Origin of the sequence: Pectobacterium peruviense (assembly GCF_002847345.1) — a bacterium.
GTDB classification, from domain to species: Bacteria; Pseudomonadota; Gammaproteobacteria; order Enterobacterales; family Enterobacteriaceae; genus Pectobacterium; species Pectobacterium peruviense.
Map to the genome: position 1 here is coordinate 26,976 of NZ_LXFV01000059.1, position 22,506 is coordinate 49,481.

Annotated in this window: 20 protein-coding genes; 10 read left to right on the forward strand and 10 right to left on the reverse strand. The window is 52.2% G+C overall.

All coding sequences use genetic code 11. From position 1 onward, the window contains the following. Nucleotides 1-11: 11 nt before the first annotated feature. From A0G03_RS21190 to A0G03_RS21205, 4 genes are read left to right on the forward strand one after another with little or no spacing between them, the layout of a single operon-like run. Entirely contained in the window at nucleotides 12-1,031 is a 1,020-nt protein-coding gene (locus A0G03_RS21190; protein ID WP_048259522.1) for an aldo/keto reductase, read from the forward strand. A 38-nt stretch (nucleotides 1,032-1,069) separates the two neighbouring features. Then, nucleotides 1,070-1,282, forward strand: coding sequence for a DUF1330 domain-containing protein (locus tag A0G03_RS21195; RefSeq protein ID WP_048259521.1), 213 nt, complete (start codon nucleotides 1,070-1,072; stop codon nucleotides 1,280-1,282). Nucleotides 1,283-1,337: 55 nt separating this feature from the next. Next, nucleotides 1,338-2,033: a putative quinol monooxygenase gene (locus A0G03_RS21200; RefSeq protein ID WP_048259520.1), complete on the forward strand. Its 696-nt coding sequence runs from the start codon at nucleotides 1,338-1,340 to the stop codon at nucleotides 2,031-2,033. 47 nt (nucleotides 2,034-2,080) lie between these two features. Further along, a complete protein-coding gene (locus tag A0G03_RS21205) occupies nucleotides 2,081-2,884 on the forward strand; it encodes a carboxymuconolactone decarboxylase family protein (RefSeq protein WP_048259519.1) in 804 nt (267 codons plus the stop codon). Between the two features lie 343 nt (nucleotides 2,885-3,227). On the opposite strand, the gene A0G03_RS21210 is transcribed toward A0G03_RS21205, so the two are convergent. Continuing rightward, the gene (locus A0G03_RS21210) at nucleotides 3,228-4,655 is read right to left on the reverse strand and encodes a radical SAM protein (protein WP_048259518.1); all 1,428 of its coding nucleotides are present in this window, start codon (nucleotides 4,653-4,655) and stop codon (nucleotides 3,228-3,230) included. A gap of 255 nt (nucleotides 4,656-4,910) precedes the next feature. On the opposite strand from A0G03_RS21210, the gene A0G03_RS22075 reads away from it, so the two are divergent. Continuing rightward, complete coding sequence (locus tag A0G03_RS22075) at nucleotides 4,911-5,036, forward strand: hypothetical protein (RefSeq protein ID WP_262983464.1); 126 nt, start codon at nucleotides 4,911-4,913, stop codon at nucleotides 5,034-5,036. Nucleotides 5,037-5,359: 323 nt separating this feature from the next. On the opposite strand, the gene A0G03_RS21215 is transcribed toward A0G03_RS22075, so the two are convergent. Together A0G03_RS21215 and A0G03_RS21220 are read right to left on the reverse strand one after the other, a co-directional pair. Then, nucleotides 5,360-6,034, reverse strand: a complete 675-nt coding sequence (locus A0G03_RS21215) for a glutathione S-transferase family protein (RefSeq protein ID WP_048259517.1) — start codon at nucleotides 6,032-6,034, stop codon at nucleotides 5,360-5,362. A gap of 78 nt (nucleotides 6,035-6,112) precedes the next feature. Then, nucleotides 6,113-6,859, reverse strand: coding sequence for an SDR family oxidoreductase (locus tag A0G03_RS21220; RefSeq protein ID WP_048259516.1), 747 nt, complete (start codon nucleotides 6,857-6,859; stop codon nucleotides 6,113-6,115). A 137-nt stretch (nucleotides 6,860-6,996) separates the two neighbouring features. Between A0G03_RS21220 and A0G03_RS21225 the strand changes: the two genes are divergently transcribed. Then, nucleotides 6,997-7,899 carry a LysR family transcriptional regulator gene (locus A0G03_RS21225; protein WP_048259515.1) on the forward strand — a complete coding sequence of 301 codons (903 nt, stop codon included), beginning with the start codon at nucleotides 6,997-6,999 and terminating at the stop codon, nucleotides 7,897-7,899. A gap of 128 nt (nucleotides 7,900-8,027) precedes the next feature. Here A0G03_RS21225 and A0G03_RS21230 read toward each other — a convergent pair whose 3' ends face one another. Then, nucleotides 8,028-8,687, reverse strand: coding sequence for a TetR/AcrR family transcriptional regulator (locus tag A0G03_RS21230; RefSeq protein WP_048259514.1), 660 nt, complete (start codon nucleotides 8,685-8,687; stop codon nucleotides 8,028-8,030). Between the two features lie 121 nt (nucleotides 8,688-8,808). Between A0G03_RS21230 and A0G03_RS21235 the strand changes: the two genes are divergently transcribed. Next, a complete protein-coding gene (locus A0G03_RS21235; protein ID WP_048259513.1) occupies nucleotides 8,809-9,702 on the forward strand; it encodes an NAD(P)/FAD-dependent oxidoreductase in 894 nt (297 codons plus the stop codon). A 400-nt stretch (nucleotides 9,703-10,102) separates the two neighbouring features. On the opposite strand, the gene A0G03_RS21240 is transcribed toward A0G03_RS21235, so the two are convergent. Continuing rightward, a complete protein-coding gene (locus A0G03_RS21240) occupies nucleotides 10,103-11,191 on the reverse strand; it encodes an NADH:flavin oxidoreductase/NADH oxidase (protein ID WP_048259512.1) in 1,089 nt (362 codons plus the stop codon). Nucleotides 11,192-11,278: 87 nt separating this feature from the next. On the opposite strand from A0G03_RS21240, the gene A0G03_RS21245 reads away from it, so the two are divergent. The 3 genes from A0G03_RS21245 (at nucleotide 11,279) to A0G03_RS21255 (ending at nucleotide 12,731) form a co-directional block, all read left to right on the forward strand. Beyond that, entirely contained in the window at nucleotides 11,279-11,584 is a 306-nt protein-coding gene (locus A0G03_RS21245; RefSeq protein WP_048259511.1) for an ArsR/SmtB family transcription factor, read from the forward strand. A 76-nt stretch (nucleotides 11,585-11,660) separates the two neighbouring features. Then, nucleotides 11,661-12,182 (forward strand): 1,2-dihydroxy-3-keto-5-methylthiopentene dioxygenase, encoded by a 522-nt coding sequence (locus tag A0G03_RS21250; protein ID WP_048259510.1) that lies wholly within the window; start codon nucleotides 11,661-11,663, stop codon nucleotides 12,180-12,182. 84 nt (nucleotides 12,183-12,266) lie between these two features. Beyond that, entirely contained in the window at nucleotides 12,267-12,731 is a 465-nt protein-coding gene (locus tag A0G03_RS21255) for a YehS family protein (RefSeq protein WP_048259509.1), read from the forward strand. An 89-nt stretch (nucleotides 12,732-12,820) separates the two neighbouring features. On the opposite strand, the gene A0G03_RS21260 is transcribed toward A0G03_RS21255, so the two are convergent. The 5 genes from A0G03_RS21260 to A0G03_RS21280 all read right to left on the reverse strand — a co-directional run bounded on the left by A0G03_RS21260 (nucleotide 12,821) and on the right by A0G03_RS21280 (nucleotide 22,501). Then, complete coding sequence (locus A0G03_RS21260; RefSeq protein ID WP_048259508.1) at nucleotides 12,821-13,753, reverse strand: Rpn family recombination-promoting nuclease/putative transposase; 933 nt, start codon at nucleotides 13,751-13,753, stop codon at nucleotides 12,821-12,823. Nucleotides 13,754-13,935: 182 nt separating this feature from the next. Next, nucleotides 13,936-14,769 (reverse strand): uroporphyrinogen-III C-methyltransferase, encoded by an 834-nt coding sequence (gene cobA / locus A0G03_RS21265; RefSeq protein WP_048259507.1) that lies wholly within the window; start codon nucleotides 14,767-14,769, stop codon nucleotides 13,936-13,938. Nucleotides 14,770-14,794: 25 nt separating this feature from the next. After that, a complete protein-coding gene (locus A0G03_RS21270; RefSeq protein ID WP_048259506.1) occupies nucleotides 14,795-17,503 on the reverse strand; it encodes a nitrate reductase in 2,709 nt (902 codons plus the stop codon). Continuing rightward, nucleotides 17,500-21,690 carry a nitrite reductase large subunit NirB gene (nirB, locus tag A0G03_RS21275; RefSeq protein WP_080965234.1) on the reverse strand — a complete coding sequence of 1,397 codons (4,191 nt, stop codon included), beginning with the start codon at nucleotides 21,688-21,690 and terminating at the stop codon, nucleotides 17,500-17,502. Before nirB ends, A0G03_RS21270 begins: the two co-directional genes overlap by 4 nt. A gap of 16 nt (nucleotides 21,691-21,706) precedes the next feature. Next, a complete protein-coding gene (locus A0G03_RS21280) occupies nucleotides 21,707-22,501 on the reverse strand; it encodes an ABC transporter ATP-binding protein (RefSeq protein ID WP_011094523.1) in 795 nt (264 codons plus the stop codon). Nucleotides 22,502-22,506: the final 5 nt, after the last annotated feature.

Below are 22,506 nucleotides of genomic sequence, written 5' to 3' on the forward strand. Positions count from 1 at the left end.
GGAGAATAAAGATGCAGTATATCCGGCTAGGAAAAAGTGACTTACTTGTCTCCCGCATCTGCATGGGATGTATGGGGTTTGGCGATCCGTCGACAGGCCAGCATCGCTGGACGCTGGACGAAACAGAAAGCCGGAACATCATTCGCTACGGCTTGGAAAAAGGCATCAATTTTTACGATACCGCGATCGCCTACCAAAACGGCTCAAGTGAACGGTACGTTGGCCGGGCACTGCGTGATATGGCAAAGCGCGATGACGTGGTGCTGGCTACAAAGTTTCTGCCGAGAACCCCTGCGCAAATTGCAGAGGGTATTAGTGGAAAGCAGGCAATAACCCGCTCACTTGACATGAGCCTGCAGAATCTTGGTATGGACTACATAGACCTCTACATCTGCCATATCTGGGATTACAACACTCCCGTCATTGAGGTGCTTGAAGCCCTGCATGCCGCCGTCACCGCTGGCAAAGTGCGCGCTATTGGCATTTCAAACTGCTATGCATGGCAGTTGGCCAAGGCGAACGCTCTAGCAGAGCGCGAAGGGCTGACGACCTTTGTTTCTGTTCAGAGTCACTACAACCTGATAATGCGTGAAGATGAACGAGAACTCTTCGGACTGTGCGCTGAAGATGGCATCGCGTTGACGCCCTATAGCGCACTGGCCAGCGGGCGTCTAGCACGTCGGGAAGGCAACACGCGGCGAGCTACGGAGGATGGCTATGCGCGCGGGAAGTACGACCGCACGGCAGAACAGGATCGGGTCATTATCGAGCGGGTAGCCGAGCTTGCCGATCAACATCAGGTGTCCATGACGGAAATCTCGCTCGCATGGTTACTGACAAAAGTAACCTCCCCTGTGGTCGGCGCCACGCAAAAACATCATGTTGACGGTGCGGTAAACGCCGTGAACCTTCAACTGAGCCCGGAAGAAATCGGGTATCTGGAAGCGTGCTATCAGCCGCATTTTCATACTGGAATCATGGCGCAAAACACACCGCAGACCAAAGATGCTAAGCAGGTCTGGACGCGGTAGCCGTTATTCAATTTCATGAAATGTAATTCGGATGACGGATGATTTATAAAACAGCGGTAGCCTGTCTGGTCGCGTTTACTGGGTTCGCTTCAGCACTGGCGGCAACGCCTGCTTATTACATCGCGGAGTTTCAGGCGACCGATCGTGAAGCTATAAAACCCTACAGCGCTCAGGTGGAGTCAACCTTCAGGCCCTTTGGAGATCAGTTGCCTTCCTATCAACGTCAACTGATCGAGCGTCTTAAACAGTAATTGGCCGAAACGTACACATTAATTTCAGTAAAAGGTTAACGTGAAAAATAGTCTCATGATTTTAATTTGCATGCTAATAAGCAGCCCCGTTTTTGCAAAAAATCCGGACACGCAGGACAAGCCCGTGATGAATATCTTTGAGATTAGCATCAGGCCCGATCGGGACCGGCATTTTGATGAGGTTGCCAGACAAACGATTTCTGCCTCGGTTGATCATGAAGCGGGCACGCTGGCGATGTACGCCCTGAAACGCAGTGACAATGCGCGTCAGGCATACATGGTCGAACTCTACGAAAACGATAGTGCCTACCGCAAACATCTGGATGCCGCTCCGTACAAGGCATTCGCCGCTCGTGCACCTGACATTATTGATCAGAAGCAGAAAATCACCCTGGTGCCACAATTTCTGGGGGACAAACACATCATACCGGATGAACGGACCATCAATAATCTGGTGGTAGTCGAGGTAAAGCCTGAATTTCAGACAGCATTCAAAAGCATTGTCCTTCCCGAAATGGCGCAGTCGCTCAGAGTAGAAAAGGGAGTGTTTGCCATGTATGCCGCGACAGACGCAAAGAATCTCCATCGCTGGTATTTCTATGAGATTTACGCCAGTGAGGAAGATTATCAACTGCACAGACAAACGCCACACTTTAGGGATTATCTCAAGCAAACGGCGCATATGAGCGCCAGTAAGGAGTCTATTCCTGTCAAACCGGTATTTATCCGTAACAAAGGCGGAATCAAATAAGGGGATGAGTACTTAACCATCCGCACCGTTGACCAATGAGGATTAACATGAAAAGCGTGATTGCAGCGGCGGCCATGTCGCTTGTTCTTTCTGATTTTGCTAACGCTGAGGAAAAAAGAGGTGAAGCTATGATGAAAGTTGAACCTTCAGCCCTTTCGGAAGCTGATATCCGTTCTGTCTCACCGGCACTGGCGCGCTTTAGCCGTGAAGCTATTACTGAAGATCTCTGGATACGCGATACCCTCTCGCCTCGGGAGCGTAGTATGGTGACCGTCGCCATACTAATTGCTCGAAACCAGACTGGCGAGCTGAAGCACTATTTAGAAGTTGCCCTCAATAGTGGCGTTACGCCAGCAGAATTATCAGAGATCATTACTCATTTGGCGTTCTATACCGGATGGCCGAATGCAATGGCAGCCGTCAGCGTTACCAAAGCGGTTTTTGAGGCTCGTGGCGTCAGGGCAGACGCACTTCCTGAAGCCTCTCCAGCACTGCTTCCTCTTAATCAAGAGGCAGAAAAGCAGCGCTCAGAAACGGTGGAAAAAAATGTGAGTTCCATTTCGCCCGGGCTGGTTAAATTCACCGCTGCTCCATTATTCCTGGATCTCTGGCAAAGACCTGCACTTAAGCCCCGCGACAGAAGTCTGATCACGGTCAGCGCGTTAATCGCATCCGGACAGAGCGCACAGATTGGCTATCACCTTAACAGAGCGATGGATAATGGACTTTCAGCTGAAGAAGCGGGTGAAGTCGTTACCCAGGCGGCGTTCTACGCTGGCTGGCCAAACGCATTTACCGCGGTCCCAGTTGTCGGTGAGGTATTACGCAATCGGTCGCCCATCAAAGGGTAAAACCAAGGTATTACACATTAACCTGCCTGCAGATGATTATCTCTTCGCGATGTCAGCGACATCCGTTTCTGGCACACAGGGGACAAGCACGTAACGCTGAAGGTCTGCTGAGAGCGAAAAGCGGAAGCTCGTAATTCATGCTTACATTGGGTGTGTCTTAAACAATTGGAATAGTTCACGGCAAATCGCTTGCGTTTTGCCGGGATAAACATTGTACGTCCAGGGGCAATAGTGGTGGTAGTGCTGATACCCACATCACCAGTTCGGCCGGGTTCTGTCGGCGCTCGGGAGCATTAGGCTAAAGGCCGTATGGAACGAACCTATCAGCACTTCTAGAGGGCATTTAGTTCAACAGTTCTTTTTTCATTTTCGTTATATTGCAAAAATATTCATTGACATTCAAATAATCACCATTGCAATCTTCATTTGCGTTTCTTACCAAGCACATTGAACAAGTACCTTTAATATCACATTGCATGCATTTGGGGAAATCTTTCCTTTTTATCATTCTTAATAAATTTATTTTCCTAGAAAAATGCCAGACATCATTTAATGATGTTTCCAGGATATTACCTAAAACACAATACTGCCAGCCAGCACAGGGATAAACGTTTCCGTTCTCAGCAATGCAAACAGATACACTACAAATCGAACAGATAGGGTCTTCCGGATCAACATGACTCTTATTAATCAGGTCATCTTTCAATCTATCAAGATAAGTTTTATCATTAGAAGATTTATCTTTAATAACGTCACTGACTTCATTTAATGAGAGTCGATTACCGATGATTTTATTTGAATGATCATACTCCGCAATCAAAGCATAATCATAACTGACAGCAATCCCATATTTTTTCGCCCATTCAATGACATCGCGATAACAATTTTTATTCTGTTTCATTACTGGACAACTGATCTGTAGCGGTATATCATTTTCGACTAACTTAAGTATTGATGATTCGGTTTTTTTAAAACTTCCTGTCATTTTTGTTATTGAATCATGAATGACAGGAACTGTTGAATACAGCGATGTCTGAACTCCCAACAATCCATTCAGCTTCATCTCAGTCACGACTTCATCAGTCAGGAGCGTGAGATTAGTAAGAACGCTGACGGAAAAATCATACTCCCTGCATTGCTTTAATATGTCACAAAAATCTTTATGCAACATAGGCTCCCCTCCGCTCAGAGTTATATGTAGCACATTCATATCTTTACATTGTTTCAACAAAGAATAGATATTTTCCGTGTCCAGTGTTTTTATTTTTTTCTCATGAGGGATATAACAATGAATGCATCGCTCATTACACTTACTGGTGATTTCTATATGTACGCTGGTCAAGCGGTTTACTTCGCTTTCATGCTTTTCAAAGAACTCATTTGTATTGTCTGGATTATCCTTACTTATGTCGACTTTTACTTTACTATCTATATCTTTATATGTAAAAACATAATCATTGCTGTTACATTCAGCAGCAGTCTCCCCTTTACACAAAAAACCATCACAAACTAACTCAGAGAAAAACTCTTCGACATCATCTCTTATTATTTCAATGCTGGCATCTTTGAACTTAGCAAGTAGTTCAGTACATATATTAAGAGTAGATTTTGGAGTCTTATTTAAAGTAGATAAAAACACAGCTCCACTTTCTGAAACAATTCTTTCTCCTATCACCTCATCTTTTACATACCTGTAGTTCCTATCATCCGTAATGTAACCATAATCACCGTAATTCCTGAATAGTACATTTGATTTGAGTTTAAAATACATAAGATTATATTCCGACTGTATATAAATAAAGAAGCGACGAAAACTGTCGCCGCTTCGCTGTATGTCAGAGTGTGAAATTAACGATTGCTAGGTCCAGGAGGGTTGCAGGGTCTCCCGCTGGGTTTACTGTTAGGACGGCATTCCGCCTTGTATGCAGAACTTTTCGCTAAAACTGCCGGTTTTGAATAACTCATACATATTGTCCTCATAAAATGTAAGTCTATTATGTTATTCCCCAGTTTTGTAAGAGTCAACTTGTTGCTGGCATGGGTTGAAACAATGGTCATTAGCAGCCTGTTGCAGGGTAACGACACCTTGAGCCGGGGCGGGGCTAACTTCTCCACAACTGCCGATGGGGGCGTGCTGAGTGGCGGTGATTGACGCTCGCTGACCAGACAGGGCAGATGCAAAGCCGCAATATGATGGTGACGGTAAACCACTGGCAGAACAGCGGCACGGTGCAGGTGTAAGCATACCCGTATTAGTTCCACACACTTTGAGAATTCCTGTGATCTGCTCCCCGCCGGTTGATGTAGATAGATGCTAGGAATGGCTGCTCCTGGCACAAAGCAGACAAACACGTGACGCAGAAGATCTGCAGAGAGCGGAAGTGCAAAATTGTTCTCTCAGTTGATGGAGAAATTACTAACATTGCAGTGTGTTAATCAACGGGGAGCAGGTCACGGTTTCCCTTGTTAATATCTTCAAGCAGCGAGAATGGCAGAATGCTGACGAAGATGATTTTGGAAAAGTTCTGCATAATCTGATGATACCGCGGCTTTTACGCTTTCCCTTTTCGCAAGTGCGGCTTTCCATGCGGAAGTACGCGGAAGTCCCTCAAAAATCGCCTCAGATACTGATGCATCGATGATGGAGAAGTAACGAAAAATAGGAGCGTAGACCGCATCAACCATACTGAATTCGGCACCAGAGAAATAAGGCCCTAAGCTCAATTCAGATTCAATACGTTCAAGCTGCTCACGGAACACCGCGCGTTTGCTGTCTGCAATGACCTGATCAGTCGCATTTAAAAATTGCCATGCATTGCCAAGCATTGATGTAGAGAACTCGATCCATGCGCGCTGTCTGGCTCTTACTAATGCATCGTCAACATACATCGGATCACCGTCTTGCGTTTCATTAAGGTACTCGCAGATCACCATGCTCTCGAAAATAATGGCATCTTCGCCGTTTGCCTGACGCACTTTAAGTAGCGGCACCTTGCCGGTGGGTGACAGGGCAAGAAACCAATCAGGCTTCGCCGATAAGTCTACATTTACGCGTTCAAATGGCACATTTTTTTCGAGAAGAACGATCGCTGAACGCTGTACAAAGGGACATAGTGGGTGGCTAATAAGTGTTAGGTCATGGGTAGACATCTCAAACTCCAGATAAAATGATAGCTCGCCGCCATAAAAGATGGCGGCTTGATGAACTGTAAATTTTATTTTGGTGGCTTAGATTGAAACGCCGCCGTCGATGATGATTTCTGAACCTACGGTCCAGGCAGACTCATCAGATGCAAAGTAAAGTACCGCTTGCGCGACTTCTTGAGGTTTACCAAAACGACCGGCTGGGATGGTTGCAACGATATCTTTCATCACTTGATCATGATATTCCACTGGAATCCTCGCCTTATCGTAAAGCGGTGTATCAACAGGGCCAGGGCTCACTGCGTTGATACGGATTCCACGAGAAAGTAACTCGTTAGAAAGTGTTTTTGACATGTTCAGCAATGCCGCTTTGGTTGAGCCATAAACGGAAGAGTTCTCAGGTCCGGTGTGAGCATTTATAGATGTATTAAAGACTACTGATGCAGAGCTTGCGAACACTGGCAGCAGTGCCTGCATTAGGAAGTAAGGACCTTTAACGTTGATATCATAAATGCGGTCGAACATCTCTTCTGTCCATACCTCGATTGGCATATACATTGAGATACCCGCATTCAGGAAAGCGATATCCAGTTCACCAAAGTGTTCCTTAACCGTTTGAGCCAGCGCTTTCTGTGCATTCACATCAGCGGAATCAGCGCTCACTACTAACACATCATTACCCAGTTCTACTTTTGCCTTTGCGATATAATCCGGGTTAACACCAGTAACAATTACGCGTGCACCTTCTGCAACAAACAGCTTCGCTGTTTCAAGACCAATACCACTTGTTCCACCCGTAATCAGTGCGCGTTTACCTTGTAATCTAGACATGTAAAAATCTCCTGGTAGTTTTAACAACCGATCGGCGAATGACCGATTTGATCGCCACTATAAGCTCATGCTCATATAGTGATAAGATTGTATTTTTAAATATGTTTCATGCATTAAAAGCATAAATGGGTTTTAGGATGGATAGATTACTTTTGATGACATGCTTTGTCCGTACCGCTGAAACAGGCAGCTTTTCCGCAGCCGGTAGGGATTTAGGCTTAGGGCAACCGAACGTGAGTCGTCATGTTGCAACCCTCGAAGAGCATTTGCAGACCCGATTACTTCACAGATCAACCCGCAAGCTTTCCCTAACTCCTGAAGGAGAACGTTATTATTTGGAAGCAAGGCGTATTCTGGAAGCCGTCGAAGAGTCAGAGTCTTCTTTCAGAGAAAATGTTACACCCACAGGACTATTACGCGTTGCTTGCCCCACAGCATTGGCTCACACATTCTTAGTCCCGCACATCCCAGATTTTTTAGAACGCTACCCTGAGCTAACACTCGAGCTACAGATTAATGACCGCTATATCAATCTCGTTGATGAAGGGGCTGAGCTGGCAATCCGCATTGGACACCTGGAAGACAGTGCTATGCGTGCCCGCAGACTTGGCATGTATGAGCGAGTCTGTGTTGCCAGTAACAAGTACTTAGCTAAACACGGAACCCCTACTACCCCAGAGGATTTAAAAAAACATGATTGTTTGATCTATACCTTGCTAACAACAGGAGCTACCTGGAGATTTCAGGATATCAATGTGCCTATTTCTGGTCGGCTCAGGGTCAATTCACCAGAAGCAGTACAGAAATTTGTCAATGCAGGGGTTGGGATCGCACAGGGCCCAGAATGGCTGTTCGAGGAAGGACTGGAAAATGGCAACTTACAATTATTGCTGACTGATTACACTGCGCCGCCCGTTCCCATTCAAGCCGTTTATGTTGCTAATCGACTTTTACCAAAACGGGCGATTGTGTTCATGGATTTTGTTGCTGAAATTTTTGAAAAAAATCCCGCCTTCAAAGTTTACAAGTCAATGAAATGAACCTGAGGTATCGGTTAAACCCGTGGCGATTCATACCTTCGGGAGTTCAGGCGGTTTGAAGCAGCGAAAATGCATCACGCCTGGGCGTTACATTACAACCAGGATGGAACCGGGAATATGTGGCAAGATCACAGCCGCGATAGCGTACCCTGGATGTCACCGTGCGCGGTGATGAACATCGCGACGGCCGACCGACAATAAGATTCGATTTCGTTGTCATCCTCTGCTCTGGCCTCATCGAAGCGCGCGATCATCACAAGGTCGGAGCCTTTGAAAAGCGCGGCAAACAAGCGAGCGGACTGGAGAGGATCGGGAACGTTCAGAAGCGCCTTCGCGTGCAACTGACGCAAAAGGGCCTCGATTTGGGCGATGACATGAGCGGGGCCGGCTTCGTAATGGAGCTTACTTAACGACTTTTGATTCGTCTTGTCGGCCATGACCATGGCTTCGACACTACTAACGTCTGATCTCAACAGCGTGCGAAGCAGTAATGATCCCACCGCCATCAGCTGATCTTCAACCGAACCGTCGACGCCTTCAAGAAGGGCCTGTGGTGCAAACAACTGATGACAGCCGGCCACGATAGCCGCACTGAACAGCGCCTCCTTGTTATCGAAGTGCCGATAGATGCTGAGCTTGGATATCTTTGCTCGCTGGGCGATTTTGTCCAATGTCGTCGCTTGAAATCCCAATTCCACAAAGAGTTCGGACGCGGCGTCGACAATTGTTTGGCCAAGCGCCTCGTTGATGGGCCGACCCCGCCGGGGCTGGCTGTTTTTATTGGTCACGAAAATACAGTCCTTGACAGTATCCTAATTATTTAATTAGGATACCACGTAGTTTCATAAATATGCAAGGTGCGCCAGGCCGAGCCCATATCCCTCCATCCAAAACACGGAGCACATCACCATGAATGACGTCATCATCATCGGCGGCAGCTTTGCCGGCCTCGCCGCCGCCCTGCAGCTTGGCCGTGCCCGTCGCAAGGTCACAGTCCTCGACACTGGCCGACAGCGCAATCGCTTTGCCAACCATTCGCATGGTGTGCTTGGCCACGATCACAAACCGCCGCTGGACATCTTGGTCGAGGCACAGCAGCAGTTGGCGCGCTATCCAACGATCAGGCTGGTCAATGCCCGGGCCGAGAGCGTATCCGGCACCATCGACGATTTCTGCGTCGTCACTGACGATAACGAAAGCCTGAGGGCGCGCCGCCTGATCCTGAGCTATGGCGTCGCTGACCAGATGCCTGATATTCCTGGCTTTGCTGAAGGCTGGGGTACGTCCATCATACCCTGCCCCTATTGCGACGGCTTTGAAGTCGCCGACCAGCATTGGGGCCTCGTCTGGTCTGGCCCACAGTCGCACAATCAGGTCAGGCTCTTCCATGACTGGACCGACAGGTTGACTGTCTTCGGCAATGGTCACGACATCACCCCCGACATACGCGCCGATCTGGTGGCCCGTCAGGTCCCTCTCGTTGATGGCCGGATCACCGAAATCGCACGTCACGGAAGCCATAGTGCCACCATCAAGATCGATACCGGCCCCGATGTCGCAGTCGATGTCCTATTCGCGCATCCGCGTAACAGGCCGTCCGCAAGCCTTCATGACACACTGGGCCTCGCCACGGTCAATACGCCAACCGGCATCGCCCTCAAGACCGACGAGCGCCGCGAAACCAGCATGCCAGGCATCTACGCCGCCGGTGACCTTGCCAACCCCGGCATCCCCTCGGTCACCACAGCAACATGGCAAGGCGCGATGGCGGGTATCTTCGCCCAGCAGTCGATGCTGAGCTGAGAAACCTCACGTCGGAGTAATACCTTTTCTGACGAGATATCGCTATCAAGCCAAAAAGAAACGAGCGTCTCTCGCCCAGCATTGACATCATTAATGACACTGACTTCCAACGTCCGTTTCGGACAAAGCAGTCTGCCAGACTAGGTATGACGCGGAGCAACGAAAGTGTCCACTCAACGGGATCGCGTCGCTGACGGTTCGGAAGACGGGCATGGGCATCGGAGGGGAAGCATTATCGCCAAAAAACGAGTTATTAGGGTGCCTGCGATTGGGCACCCTAAGTCGGGCGTGGCATCAGTGCTACAGAAAAACTCCACTGCTTATCGCCACGAAACCCGACTATTGCTTATATTGGAATACGTATAGCTGCCACAGAAATATTGACCAGCAATAACAGTGATTAATAACGTTCCAACCAGTGAGCGTAAGGTGTTGGCAGCGTCCACGAGGCGCGATCGATGCCCAGTTCGCGTGCAGCCTGATAGCTCCAGTGCGGGTTCGCCAAATGTGCTTTTCCTACCATCACCAAATCCAACTGACCCGATGCCACAGCCTGCTCAGCCAATTCCGGCGTCCCGAAGCCCCACGCGGAGGACACAGGAAGATCGGCCTGTTCACGCACCTGCTGAGCAATCGGTCCCATAAAGGCTGGAGCCCACGGGATGTTAGCTTCCGGCGTAGAGAAACCAATGCTAACGCTCAGCATATCCAACCCTGCGGCTTTGAAGCGGCGCGTCAGTTCGATGGATTCTTGCAGCGTTTCTTCATCGCGGCCGTCAAATTCAATCACGCCGAAACGGGCAGTCAGCGGCAGGTGTTGTGGCCAAACGTCACGAACAGCAGCCAGCGTTTCCAGCAGGAAACGGCTACGGTTGTCAAAACTGCCGCCGTACTGATCGGTGCGTTTGTTGGAGTGAACGGAGAAGAAACTCTGTGCCAGATAGCCATGAGCAAAATGCAGCTCCAGCCATTCAAACCCAGCGTCCAAAGCACGGCGAGCGGCAGCGACAAAGTCATCACGGACGCGGGCGATATCTTCCAGCGTCATTTCTTGCGGCTGCTTAGGCAAATTCGCACCGAAAGGCACTGAGGAAGGAGCAATCGTCTGCCAACCGCTCGGGTCACCCGCGGGGATATGGTCATCACCTTCCCAAGGGATGTTAGCGCTGGCTTTGCGTCCAGCGTGTGCAATCTGAATACCCGGCACAGAGCCTGCATCCTTAATAGATTTGGCAACCTTGGCAAACGCCTGTGCCTGCTCATCGTTCCAAATTCCGGTACAGCGCGGAGAAATGCGACCTTCGGGAGCAACCGCCGTCGCTTCAACGATAACTAACCCTGCTCCACCGCGCGCCAGCGACGCATAATGCACTTCATGCCATTCGTTGATCAGGCCATCAGTCGCGGAATAGGTACACATCGGCGGAACGGCAATACGGTTACGTAACGTAATATCTTTCAGTTTGAAAGGCTGGAATAGTGCGGACATAACATTTCCTATTTCATCTGTTAATTTCGATAATTCGATATTAATCGAACAATGGATTTTAGACAACCCTATCGCTATAATTCATCTATGAGACCTTTTAAGCACCCGTCCCCTGAAGAATTTACTCTTGAGCGCGTCCTGTACGCCTTGAGCGATCCGTTGCGCTTAGCGATTGTGCGTTGTCTATCCGTACAAGAAGAAGCAACGTGTAGCGAACTCGACGCAGGTCGCCCGAAATCCAGCGTGTCACACCATTTTCGCGTTTTACGCGATTCAGGCCTGCTGCATACCACCAACAGCGGCACCACGCACATCAACCGACTACGCCGCAGCGAAATGCAACAGCGCTTCCCCGGCTTGCTCGACGCCATCCTGTCGCAATCGGCGGAATAAGTTATAAAAAAAGCATCTTGTTTTTTATCCCTATAAAGTGAATGGTTAACATTCTATACCTAAGGGAAAAACAGCCATGACAACGCTATCGATTTACCACCGACCACACACCACACAACCCGTCCAGCAGCTCACCGCGTTTAATGATATTGCGTCACTGCTTGCTGGCGCTGGTATTCAGCTAGAGCATTGGCAGGCCGAGGCGCCTCCACTCGACGCTAGCAGCGAAACCATTTTGACGCAGTATCATGCCGATATTGAGCGCCTCAAACAGCAAGAAGGCTACACTTCCGCCGACGTGATTAGCCTGACGCCAGATCACGCAGAGAGAAAGGCATTACGAGAGAAGTTTCTTCAGGAGCACACGCACAGTGAAGATGAGGTTCGTTTCTTCGTACGCGGTAGCGGATCGTTCTTTGTACCGATTGGCGAACAGGTTTTTCAACTTACCTGTGAAGCAGGCGACCTCTTGCGCGTCCCAGCCAATACGCCACACTGGTTTGACTGCGGTGAATTTCCTGATTTTGTCGCGATCCGTATTTTTACCAATCCAGAAGGTTGGGTTGGACACTTTACCGGACGGGAGACGTTCCACTAATTCCACGATCGTTTCTGCATTTCTTCGCCGTTCCCTTTATACTGTGCGTTTTGTACCAAGACGAATGGCGAGATCCCCTCAGTAATGATGAATAACGATGTCCTGCGCAGCGTGCGCTATATGCTGAATTTCAATAATGACCACCTGCTGAAGATTCTGGCGCTGGTGGAGATGACCGTCCCTCCCCAGCAGTTGGCGAGCTACGTCAAAAAAGAGGGAGAGGAAGGCTATCAGCCTTGCCCGGACATCGTGATGAGTTATTTCCTGAATGGGTTGATTCTGCAAAAACGCGGTCAAGATGAAAACCAGCCTGCGCCGCAGTTTGAGCGCAAGATGACGAATAACATTATCCTGAAAAAACTGCGTGTCGCGTTTTCACTCAAAACGGATGATATTCAGGCTATCCTGCTGGCACAAAACTTTCGAGTTTCACTACCGGAAGTGACTGCGATGATGCGCGCGCCTGACCACAAAAACTACCGCACCTGCGGCGATCAGGTTATCCGCTACTTTCTAAAAGGGCTGACCGCGCGGGTACGCAAAGGCTAAAAACATCCCGTTGACGAAAAGACGTGAGCGTTGCCCGACTGGCCTTTCCCCGTAAAAGGCACTGACAACGCTCCGTTTTTAGTACGGTATCAATGCTGAGTTTCATGCAGGACAGCCGTTACCAGTTGATCCAGTTCTTCGTCATCAATCTGAGTGACCTGTTGCACGCTGCTCTTATCCATCCCCGTTAGCAATAAATTACGCGCAATCTGCCTAGCACTGTTTTTCATTCCCTGCTCCAATCCTTGCTGAATACCGCGTTGGATTCCCTCATCGAATCCCATTTTTTTCAATTGTTCTGCAATCGTCATAATGTCCTCCTGACCGGTTGATAGCGGTGCAGCCAGTGCGTCAATGAAATCTGCGGGTCTGGATGTGCTTCCCGTTTGTGCAATATAGAATAGTATCGCTCGGCGCTGCGTCAGCGGTACCGCCCAGCGTTCAAATAATAACCCAATCTCGCGCGCCAACTCCAGCATATCACGGGTACGAATATGTTTTTGCACCAGTTCCAACAACGCCACCCGTCGGTGCGTTCGAATTTCATCATCCGACATGACGGTTAAATCGACCAGCGGAAAGGGCTGTTCATACAGCGCTTGTGCCAATACAGGATCGGCGAAACTGTCCAACCACCGTAGACTATAAGGGTAAGGCCGCGATCTGCCGTGGTAAAACAGCAACGGCACCACCAACGGTAAGCGATCGTGCCCCTGATCCAGATGCTGCTGCATGGCAGCCAGACAATAGCGAAGCAGCCGGAAAGCCATCTGCTTTTCTGGGCGACTTTGGTGTTCGATCACACAGTAAATGTATCCTTTACCCGCAGTGGTGCGCAGTGAATACAACACGTCCGATATCCGCGCACGCAGTTTTTCATCGATAAACGACGCAGACTCTAGTTGAAGCGTGTTGAAATCACATCGCTCACGAATTTTATCCGGTAGATGGATAGTCAGAAAATCCCGTGCGACTGCGATGTCGCTCAGAAATTGTTTAAAGATCGCATCGTGCGATGGCATTTCGTCCCCTTCCTTGTCAGACACTGTCTAAAACTCAGTGGGGAGAATAATGGGGATGCGATATCAAAACAGAAAACAAGGTAGGAAGTGGAAAGCGCCTCGAAGAAAAACACATTCTTTCACGTTAAAAAATACTTCACGTTCAAAATGAGGCGCTAACCGTAATAAGTAATCTGTTGCCATCAGGCGGCTTCATGTTTTTTCATCGTCAGCAGTGCGGGAGTCGCTTCAACACGCAGCGCAGAGTGACGGCAGAAACGGACGACATCCCCGACCACCAACAGGCTAGGCGACTGTGGCTGATAGCGCGCCAGCAACGCTGGTAAGGTCATCAGCGTTGCAGTCAGTAATCGCTGATCGGGCTGCGTGCCGCGTTCGATAATCGCTACCGGTGTCTGCGCTGACAGCCCATGTTCGATCAGACGCTGGCACAGCCGACTGCTGTGACTCAGTCCCATATAAAACACCAGCGTTTGCTGACTGTCCGCCAACGTCGGCCAGTCCAACTGCGGCTCGCCGTCGCGCGAGTGGCCGGTCACGAAACGCACCGACTGCGCACAGGCACGGTGTGTCAGCGGTAGTCCTACAGCCGCCGCACAGCCTGTCGCAGCAGTAATACCCGGCACCACATGACAGACGATCCCCGCCTGCTGGGCATAATCCATCTCTTCGCCGCCGCGCCCAAAAATAAACGGGTCGCCGCCTTTAAGACGGATCACCCGCTGCCCGGCCTGCGCCAACTCGACCAACAGCTGATTGATTTTTTCCTGTGACAGGCGGTGACAACCGCGCGTTTTACCGACGTCGATACACAACGCCAGTTCTGGCACCAGATCCATAATCTCCGCCGATACCAGCCGATCGTAGACCACCACATCCGCCTGCTGGATTGCCCGCAGCGCCTTCAACGTCAACAGCTCCGCATCACCCGGCCCTGCCCCCACCAGCCAGATTTCACCACCGAGTACGGGCTGACGCCGTTGACCCTGTGCCAATATTGATTGTGTTGTCATCATGTCACACCTCATTACGCCGTCGCGCTCAACCTGCTTTTTTCAATTCATTGACCGTTATCGGGACATGCTGACTCAATAACGCCTTCAGTTCGGGGATGCAGGAACCGCAGTTGGTACCGCATTTCAGTGCGCCGCCTAATGCCGCCACGCTGTGGCACCCTTTACGAATAGCGCCGACGATGATGTCCTCACCGACGCTATAGCAACTGCAAATCGTGGCTCCCTGTTTCACCTGCCCTTGCGGTGCCTGACCTGCCAGCAGAGCATGGCGCTCATGCGGCAACTGTGGTGGAGTGATAAATGCCTGACGTACCGCATCGCTGTCGATGTGTAGCGCCTGCGCACTGACATAGCAGGCAAGAACTACGCGGCTATCGCGCCAACCAATCAGGTGAAATACGCCGTTGCCCTGCGCGATCTGACATTGCATGTCTTCCAACCCATAGTGTTCAGCCAGCCATGCCTGCCAGTCGTCTACTGGCGTCCGGTCGGCAAACAGATACTGCGTCACGCCCTCATGAGGGATCTTGCTCCAATAGGCTGCGGGCGGTGGCAGAACATCATGCTCTGCGGGTAACGTTAATGGTGATGACATGGGTTCGTCGGCGAAAAATAGCGTGGCCTGCCAGGCGGTATGCCACGGTTGGATACGCACCCGACTGTGCTTGCTTTCCGGCTGGCCGGAATAAGGATCGGTAATCGGGGCAACTAAGCTGTCGGCTCGTGCCTGAGCGCTGAACTGCTGATTCCAATGCATCGGTACAAACACACTACCGCGCGCTTGCCCAGCGTCGAGTCGCGCCCGAGCTAGCATCCAGCCATGAGATGATGACAAGCGCACCAGATCGCCGGCCTGAATATCATGCGTCTGCGCATCCTGTGGGTGTAACTCACAGTAAGGTTCACTGATATGACGCATCAGACGAGCCGCTTTACCGGTACGCGTCATGGTGTGCCATTGATCGCGAATACGTCCGGTATTGAGCACCAGCGGATACGCCGCGCTCCACGGACTTTGCGGCAACGATGGAGCAACTGCCACCAGACGCGCTTTACCATCGGCATGCCAGAATCGGCCATCGTCACCCAGTCGGGCGCGTCCGTTCGGGAATACCGTATTCACCGGCCACTGTATCGGCTCCAACTGCTGCCACTGCTCGTTGCTGAGCGTCGCCAGCCCACTGATATCAAACGCACGGCTGCCGTTATTCTCAAACCCAGACAGCGCCGCGTGTTCGCGGAATATTTCTGCGGGATGCTGATAGGCGAATGCGTCGACAAATCCCATACGCTGCGCGACCTGACTCAATATCCACCAGTCGGCCTTCGCTTCCCCCGGCGCAGGCAGAAAAGCACGCTGACGAGACAACCGGCGTTCGGAATTGGTCACCGTGCCATCTTTTTCACCCCAGCCTAATGCGGGGAGTAAAATATCGGCAGTTTCTGCGGTATCGGTATGCCGCATCACCTCGGAGACAATCACCAGCGGGCAGCGCTCCAGCGCCTGTTTCACCCGATCAGCATCCGGCATCGATACCACCGGATTGGTGCCCATAATCCACACGGCTTTAATATCGCCACGCTCAACCGCACGGAACAGATCCACCGCGTTCAGGCCGGGCTGTGTCGCGACATTATCGCTTTGCCAAAAACGCCCCACGCGCTCGATATCCTGCGGCGTAAAACCCATGTGGCTGGCAAGCTGATTGGCTAAACCGCCGACTTCTCGCCCGCCCATGGCATTTGGCTGTCCGGTTATCGAAAAGGGACCACTACCGGGTAAACCGATTTTGCCGCTCAGCAGGTGGGCATTGATGATCGCATTGCACTTATCACTGCCCGAGGACGACTGATTAACGCCCTGCGAATAAAGCGTGACCACCTTTTCGCTGGTGCTGAACAGGTGGTAGAAACACTCAATATCGGCTTTATCTAACTGACAGAAATCCGCCACCTGCGCCACCGACCATTCTTTCGCTGACTGTAGTGCGTCCTCCACACCGGAAAAGCGTTCAGCCAATTCGGCGAGATCGGTGTGGGAACCCTGCGCAACCCAATGCAGCAGGCCGTTAAACAGCCCTGCATCGCTGCCGGGTTGCAGCGGTAAATGCAGATCGGCGATATCGCAGGTTGCGGTGCGTCGCGGATCGATCACCACCACCTGCATCTGCGGCCGCTGCTGTTTCGCCTGCACCAGTCGCTGATACACCACTGGATGCGCCCAGGCAGTATTCGACCCCACCAGCACCACCACATCCGCCAGCTCGATATCTTCATAACTACAGGGAACAGCATCCGCGCCCAATCCACGCTTGTAGCCAATCACCGCCGACGCCATGCACAGACGTGAGTTGGTATCCATATTGGCGACGCCAATGAAACCCTTCATCAGCTTATTGGCAACGTAATAATCTTCCGTCAACAGTTGGCCTGAACCATAAAATGCCACTGACTGCGGACCGTGCTGTCGCATCGTTGCCAGCAATCGTTCGGCCACCGTATCGAGCGCCTGCTCCCAACTGACGCGACGCCCTTCCACCAGTGGCCACAGCAGGCGACCTTTCAGATCCAGCGTTTCTCCCAGCGCGGAACCTTTGACGCACAGTCGCCCCAAATTCGCCGGATGTATAGGATCGCCGCTGATCTTTACCGCACCTTGCCCATCGTGTTCTGCCAGCACGCCACAGCCGACGCCACAATACGGGCAGGTGGTCCGACAGACGCGCGCGTTCATGATGCTTTCGCTATATCATTGTCTGCCAGAGCGACGCTGTCAGGTACGGCCAGCGGTTGACGGCATACCCAGATTTCATCGTCTTCAACACGCACTGGCCAGGCGCGAACGTACAGCGCACGGTCATCCGGACTGACACCATCCCGCAGCTTGAAGCGTTTTTTGTACAGAGGGGAAATCACTACCGGTTCACCCGCAACATCGCCGATCAACCCACGCGACAGCACATTCGCCCCGCTGCCCGGTTCGTGGTTTTCCAACGCGTACACCTGCTGCTCGCTGCTCGGCAGGTGGAACAGCGCGATCTGCTGCTGTCCGAGACGGGCAGCCATTCCGGCATGACGCGGAATGTCACCCAGCGTTGCTACCTGTACCCATTCCGCTTCATGCGTGGCAGGTTTCAGGACTACTGGCTCTGGCGATATCGTTTTTTCATGTTCCTGCGCCGGACGAATCTGCCCACGCTCCGGCACCATCACAACTGCTTCATCTGGGTTATCGCTGTTCAGGAATCCACGGAACAGCGCCAGACGCTCTGGGCTTTCCAGCGTGGTTTGCCATTCGCACTGATAAGCTTCCACCACGCGCTGCATCTCTTTATCTAACTCTTCGCCAATATTCAGGCTGTCTTCCAGAATCACCTGGCGCAGATAGTCGATACCGCCTTCCAGATTATCCATCCAGGTGCTGGTACGCTGGAGGCGATCGCCAGTGCGGATATAGAACATCAACACGCGGTCGATGGTACGCAGTAAGGTTTCCGTATCCAGATCGCTGGCAAAAAGATCCGCATGGCGCGGTTTCATGCCGCCGTTGCCGCACACGTACAGATTCCAGCCTTTGTCCGTGGCAATCACACCGATATCTTTACTTTGCGCCTCCGCACATTCGCGGGTACAGCCGGAAACCGCCATTTTGACTTTATGCGGTGAGCGCAGCCCCTTATAACGGTGCTCCAATTGGATCGCCAGCCCGGTGGAATCCTGCACGCCATAGCGGCACCAGGTCGATCCCACACAGGATTTCACCGTACGCAGCGATTTGCCGTAGGCATGACCGGTTTCAAATCCGGCGTCAACCAGCTCACGCCAGATCGCCGGAAGCTGTTCCAATCGCGCACCAAATAGATCCACCCGCTGACCACCCGTGATCTTGGTGTACAGGTTATAGCGCTGCGCCACCTGACCAATGGCGATCAGCCCGGCTGGCGTGATCTCCCCAGCCGGAATGCGTGGCACGACGGAATAGGTGCCATCCTTCTGGATGTTGGCAAAGAAACGATCGTTGGTATCCTGCAACGGCAGGTGCTGAGGTTGCAACAGATAGTCATTCCAGCAGGACGCCAACATCGACCCCACCAGCGGCTTACACACTTCACAACCTAAACCGTGGCCGTAACGCTCAAGAAGGCCATCGAACGAACGGATCTCATGCACGCGGATCAGGTGATACAGTTCCTGACGCGAATAGGCAAAGTGCTCGCAAATGTCCTTCTTCACTTCGACGCCCAGTTGCGTCAGTTCGTACTCCATCACCTGTTTAAGCAGTGGCACACAGCCGCCGCAGCCCGTCCCCGCCTTAGTGCAGGTTTTCAGCGCACCCAGCTCGCCGCAGCCGCCCGCTACTGCGGCTGAGATGTCGCCTTTGCTGACGTTATGGCAGGAACAGATCTGTGCGCTGGCGGGTAAGGCCGCCACGCCCAGCCCTTTCGGTGCATCACCAGAACGCGCCGGTAAAATCAGTCCTTCCGGCTGTTTAGGCAGAGGCATATCGTTGAGCATCATTTGCAGCAGCGTACTGTAATCGCTGCTGTCGCCAATCAATACCGCACCCAGCAAATGCTTGCCGTCGGCAGACACCACGATTTTCTTGTAGACCTCGTTCGGACCATCCGTCCACTGGTAGCTTTGGCTTCCTGCCGTGCGCCCGTGCGCGTCACCGATCGACGCGACTTCTACGCCCAGCAACTTCAATTTGGTACTCATATCTGCGCCAGTAAATGGCGTATCACGCAGCGCTAACGTATCGGCCACGCTGCGTGCCATCTGGTAGCCCGGTGCTACCAGCCCAAAAATCTGACCTTTCCACAGCGCACATTCGCCGATAGCGAAAATCGCATCGTCAGAAGTTTGGCAACGGTCGTCAATCACGATGCCGCCACGTGGCCCTTTATCTAAATCACAGCTATCCGCCAGTTTGTCACGTGGGCGAATGCCAGCGGAAAATAACACTAAGTCGGTTTCCAACACGCTGCCGTCGGCAAAGCAGAGACGATGCAACGCCCGCTCGCCGTCGGTAATTTCACGCGTTTCTTTGCTGACATGAATCTGTACGCCCAGAGCCTCGATCTTGCGGCGTAGCATCGAGGCACCGCAGTCATCCAGCTGTACCGCCATCAGGCGTGGTGCAAATTCCACCACATGAGTGTCCAGCCCCAGCTGACGCAGGGCGTTGGCAGCTTCCAGTCCCAGTAAGCCGCCGCCAATCACCACGCCGGATGTGGCCTTTTTCGCCTGCGCCGCAATCGCGTCCAGATCGTCCAGCGTGCGATAAACCAAACAACCGGGGCGCGTATTGCCAGGGATCGGCGGAACAAACGCGTAAGAACCCGTCGCCAACACCAGTTTGTCGTAGGCGGTTTCTCTACCCTGCGCGTCACACACGCACTGACGCTCACGATCGATCGCCACAATCTCGCTGCTGCTGCGCAATTCAATGCCGCTCTCGGCAAAAAAGCCGTCTTTTACCAGTGACAACGAGGCAGCGCTGCGTCCGGAAAAATACTCGGAGAGATGAACACGGTCGTAGGCTTCATGGCGTTCTTCGCCAAATACCACGACGTGGTAATGCTGATGCAGGTCACGCTCAACCAGCTGTTCAAGAAAATAGTGGCCGACCATACCGTGGCCTACGACCACTAAAATAGGTTTGCTCATGACAGGAATCCTTACAGCTTCAGGCTGTGAGTCAGAATCAGGGGAAGAAAGGCCGAAGAGCAGCGTGGCAGGCGGTATCATCTCGCCTTCAGTCGTGTTATCCATCGCAGCTAGCAGGCGCGGGCTGTCGTCAGTGTCGCCATAAAGCAGGACACCGCTCAGCCGACCGTCACGCAGTAGCAGACGGCGATAGTGCTGCGTCTGCGGATCAAACGTGGTGTACACCTCATCATTCGGAGCAACGTTAATATCGCCGCCGCTGACCACGCCAATTCCCGTGACTTTCAGCCGCGTCGTCGCCTGTTCACGCTGATAGTCTTGCGGTGCATGTCCAGCAAGGCGCTGTGCAACCAGCGTGGCATGGGCGAAACACGGGGCAACCAACCCGAACGTTTCGCCATTGAGTTCGCAGCATTCACCGATCGCGCTGATATGCGGATCGGCAGTTTGCAACTGTCCGTCCACCAGCACACCACGGTTGCAGGGCAAGCCGCACTCGCGAGCCAGTTGGCTGGCAGGGATCACGCCAGCGGTCACCACCACCAGCCCGGCGGGGATCGTGCGGCCATCTGCCAGTTCGACTGCCGTTACGCCGTGTGCGTCGCCATGCAGTGCAGCAACCTGCACATCTGTTTCACAGGCGATACCGCGCGCGCGCAGGCTGTCACACAGCAGGTCGCTTGCTGTGGCATCCAGTTGACGTTCCATAAGAATCGGAACGCGATGCAGCAACGTCACATCAGCACCACGCAGTCTTAGCGCCGCAGCCGCCTCAATACCGAGCAGCCCCCCGCCAATCACCACCGCAGGAACGGACTGGCTAATCGTCGCCAACATCAGTTCAACATCATCCAGCGTGCGGAAACCACACACGCCAGCCAGATCGATACCGGGCATCGGCGGCATAAACGGCGTTGAGCCCGTCGCCAGTACCAGATGGTCGTAATGCAGTTGCCGTTGCGTCGTTGTCACCTCACGCGCTTGGCGATCGATATGGGTAACCCGCTCACCCAACAGAGTGTTCACCGGCAGTGCCGCATCATCGTCGATAGCCGCAGGCGTCAGCAGCGTATCCGTAAACGCTTTTTCGCCGCTTAATACTGGCGACAATAGGATGCGGTTATAGCTGGCGCGCGGCTCATCACCAATCACGGTGATTCGGTAGCGCGTCGCGGCCAGTTGCCGCAGCACATCGACGAATCGCGCACTTGCCATCCCGTTACCAATCACTATCAGATGCGGTTTTATCATCGTTCCGGCCTCGCTATCAGGCTGCTTTAGGCTGTTTTTCATATAAGAAATGCAGTACCTGCTGACGGTAATGGTGGTAGCGCGGATCGTCAGCCAACGCGACGCGTGAACGCGGGCGTTCCAGCTCAACCGTCATGATTTCACCGACCGTCGCCGCGGGGCCGTTGGTCATCATCAGCACGCGATCAGACAGCAGTACGGCTTCGTCTACGTCGTGGGTAATCAGCACAATCGTGGTTTGCAAACGCTGCTGAATCTCCATCACTGCATCCTGAAGATGCGCACGGGTCAGCGCATCCAGCGCGCCAAACGGTTCATCCATCAGCAGCACTTTCGGCTTCATTGCCAACGCACGGGCGATACCTACACGCTGCTTCATCCCGCCGGAAATCTCATTTGGACGCTTGTTCAGCGCGTGCCCCATGTGCACCAGTTCCAGATTGTGGACAATCCATTCGTGCATCTCGTGCTTGTTCATCTGTCCGCGAAACACCTGCCGTACCGCCAGCGCGACGTTTTCGTAGGTGGTCAACCAAGGCAGCAGAGAATGGTTCTGAAAGACCACGCCGCGTTCCGGTCCCGGCCCGTCAATTTCACGGTTGTCACACAGCAGGCCACCGCTGCTCGGCAGCGTCAGGCCGGCAATCAGGTTCAATAACGTGGATTTCCCGCAACCGGAATGGCCGATCAGGCTGACTGTTTCACCGGTATGAATATCAAAACTCACCTGATCCAGCGCCAGAAACTCACCGCTGGCGGTATTGAAACGCTGGCTCACCTTTTGCACTTGAATAATCGGGGTTGTACGCATCATCG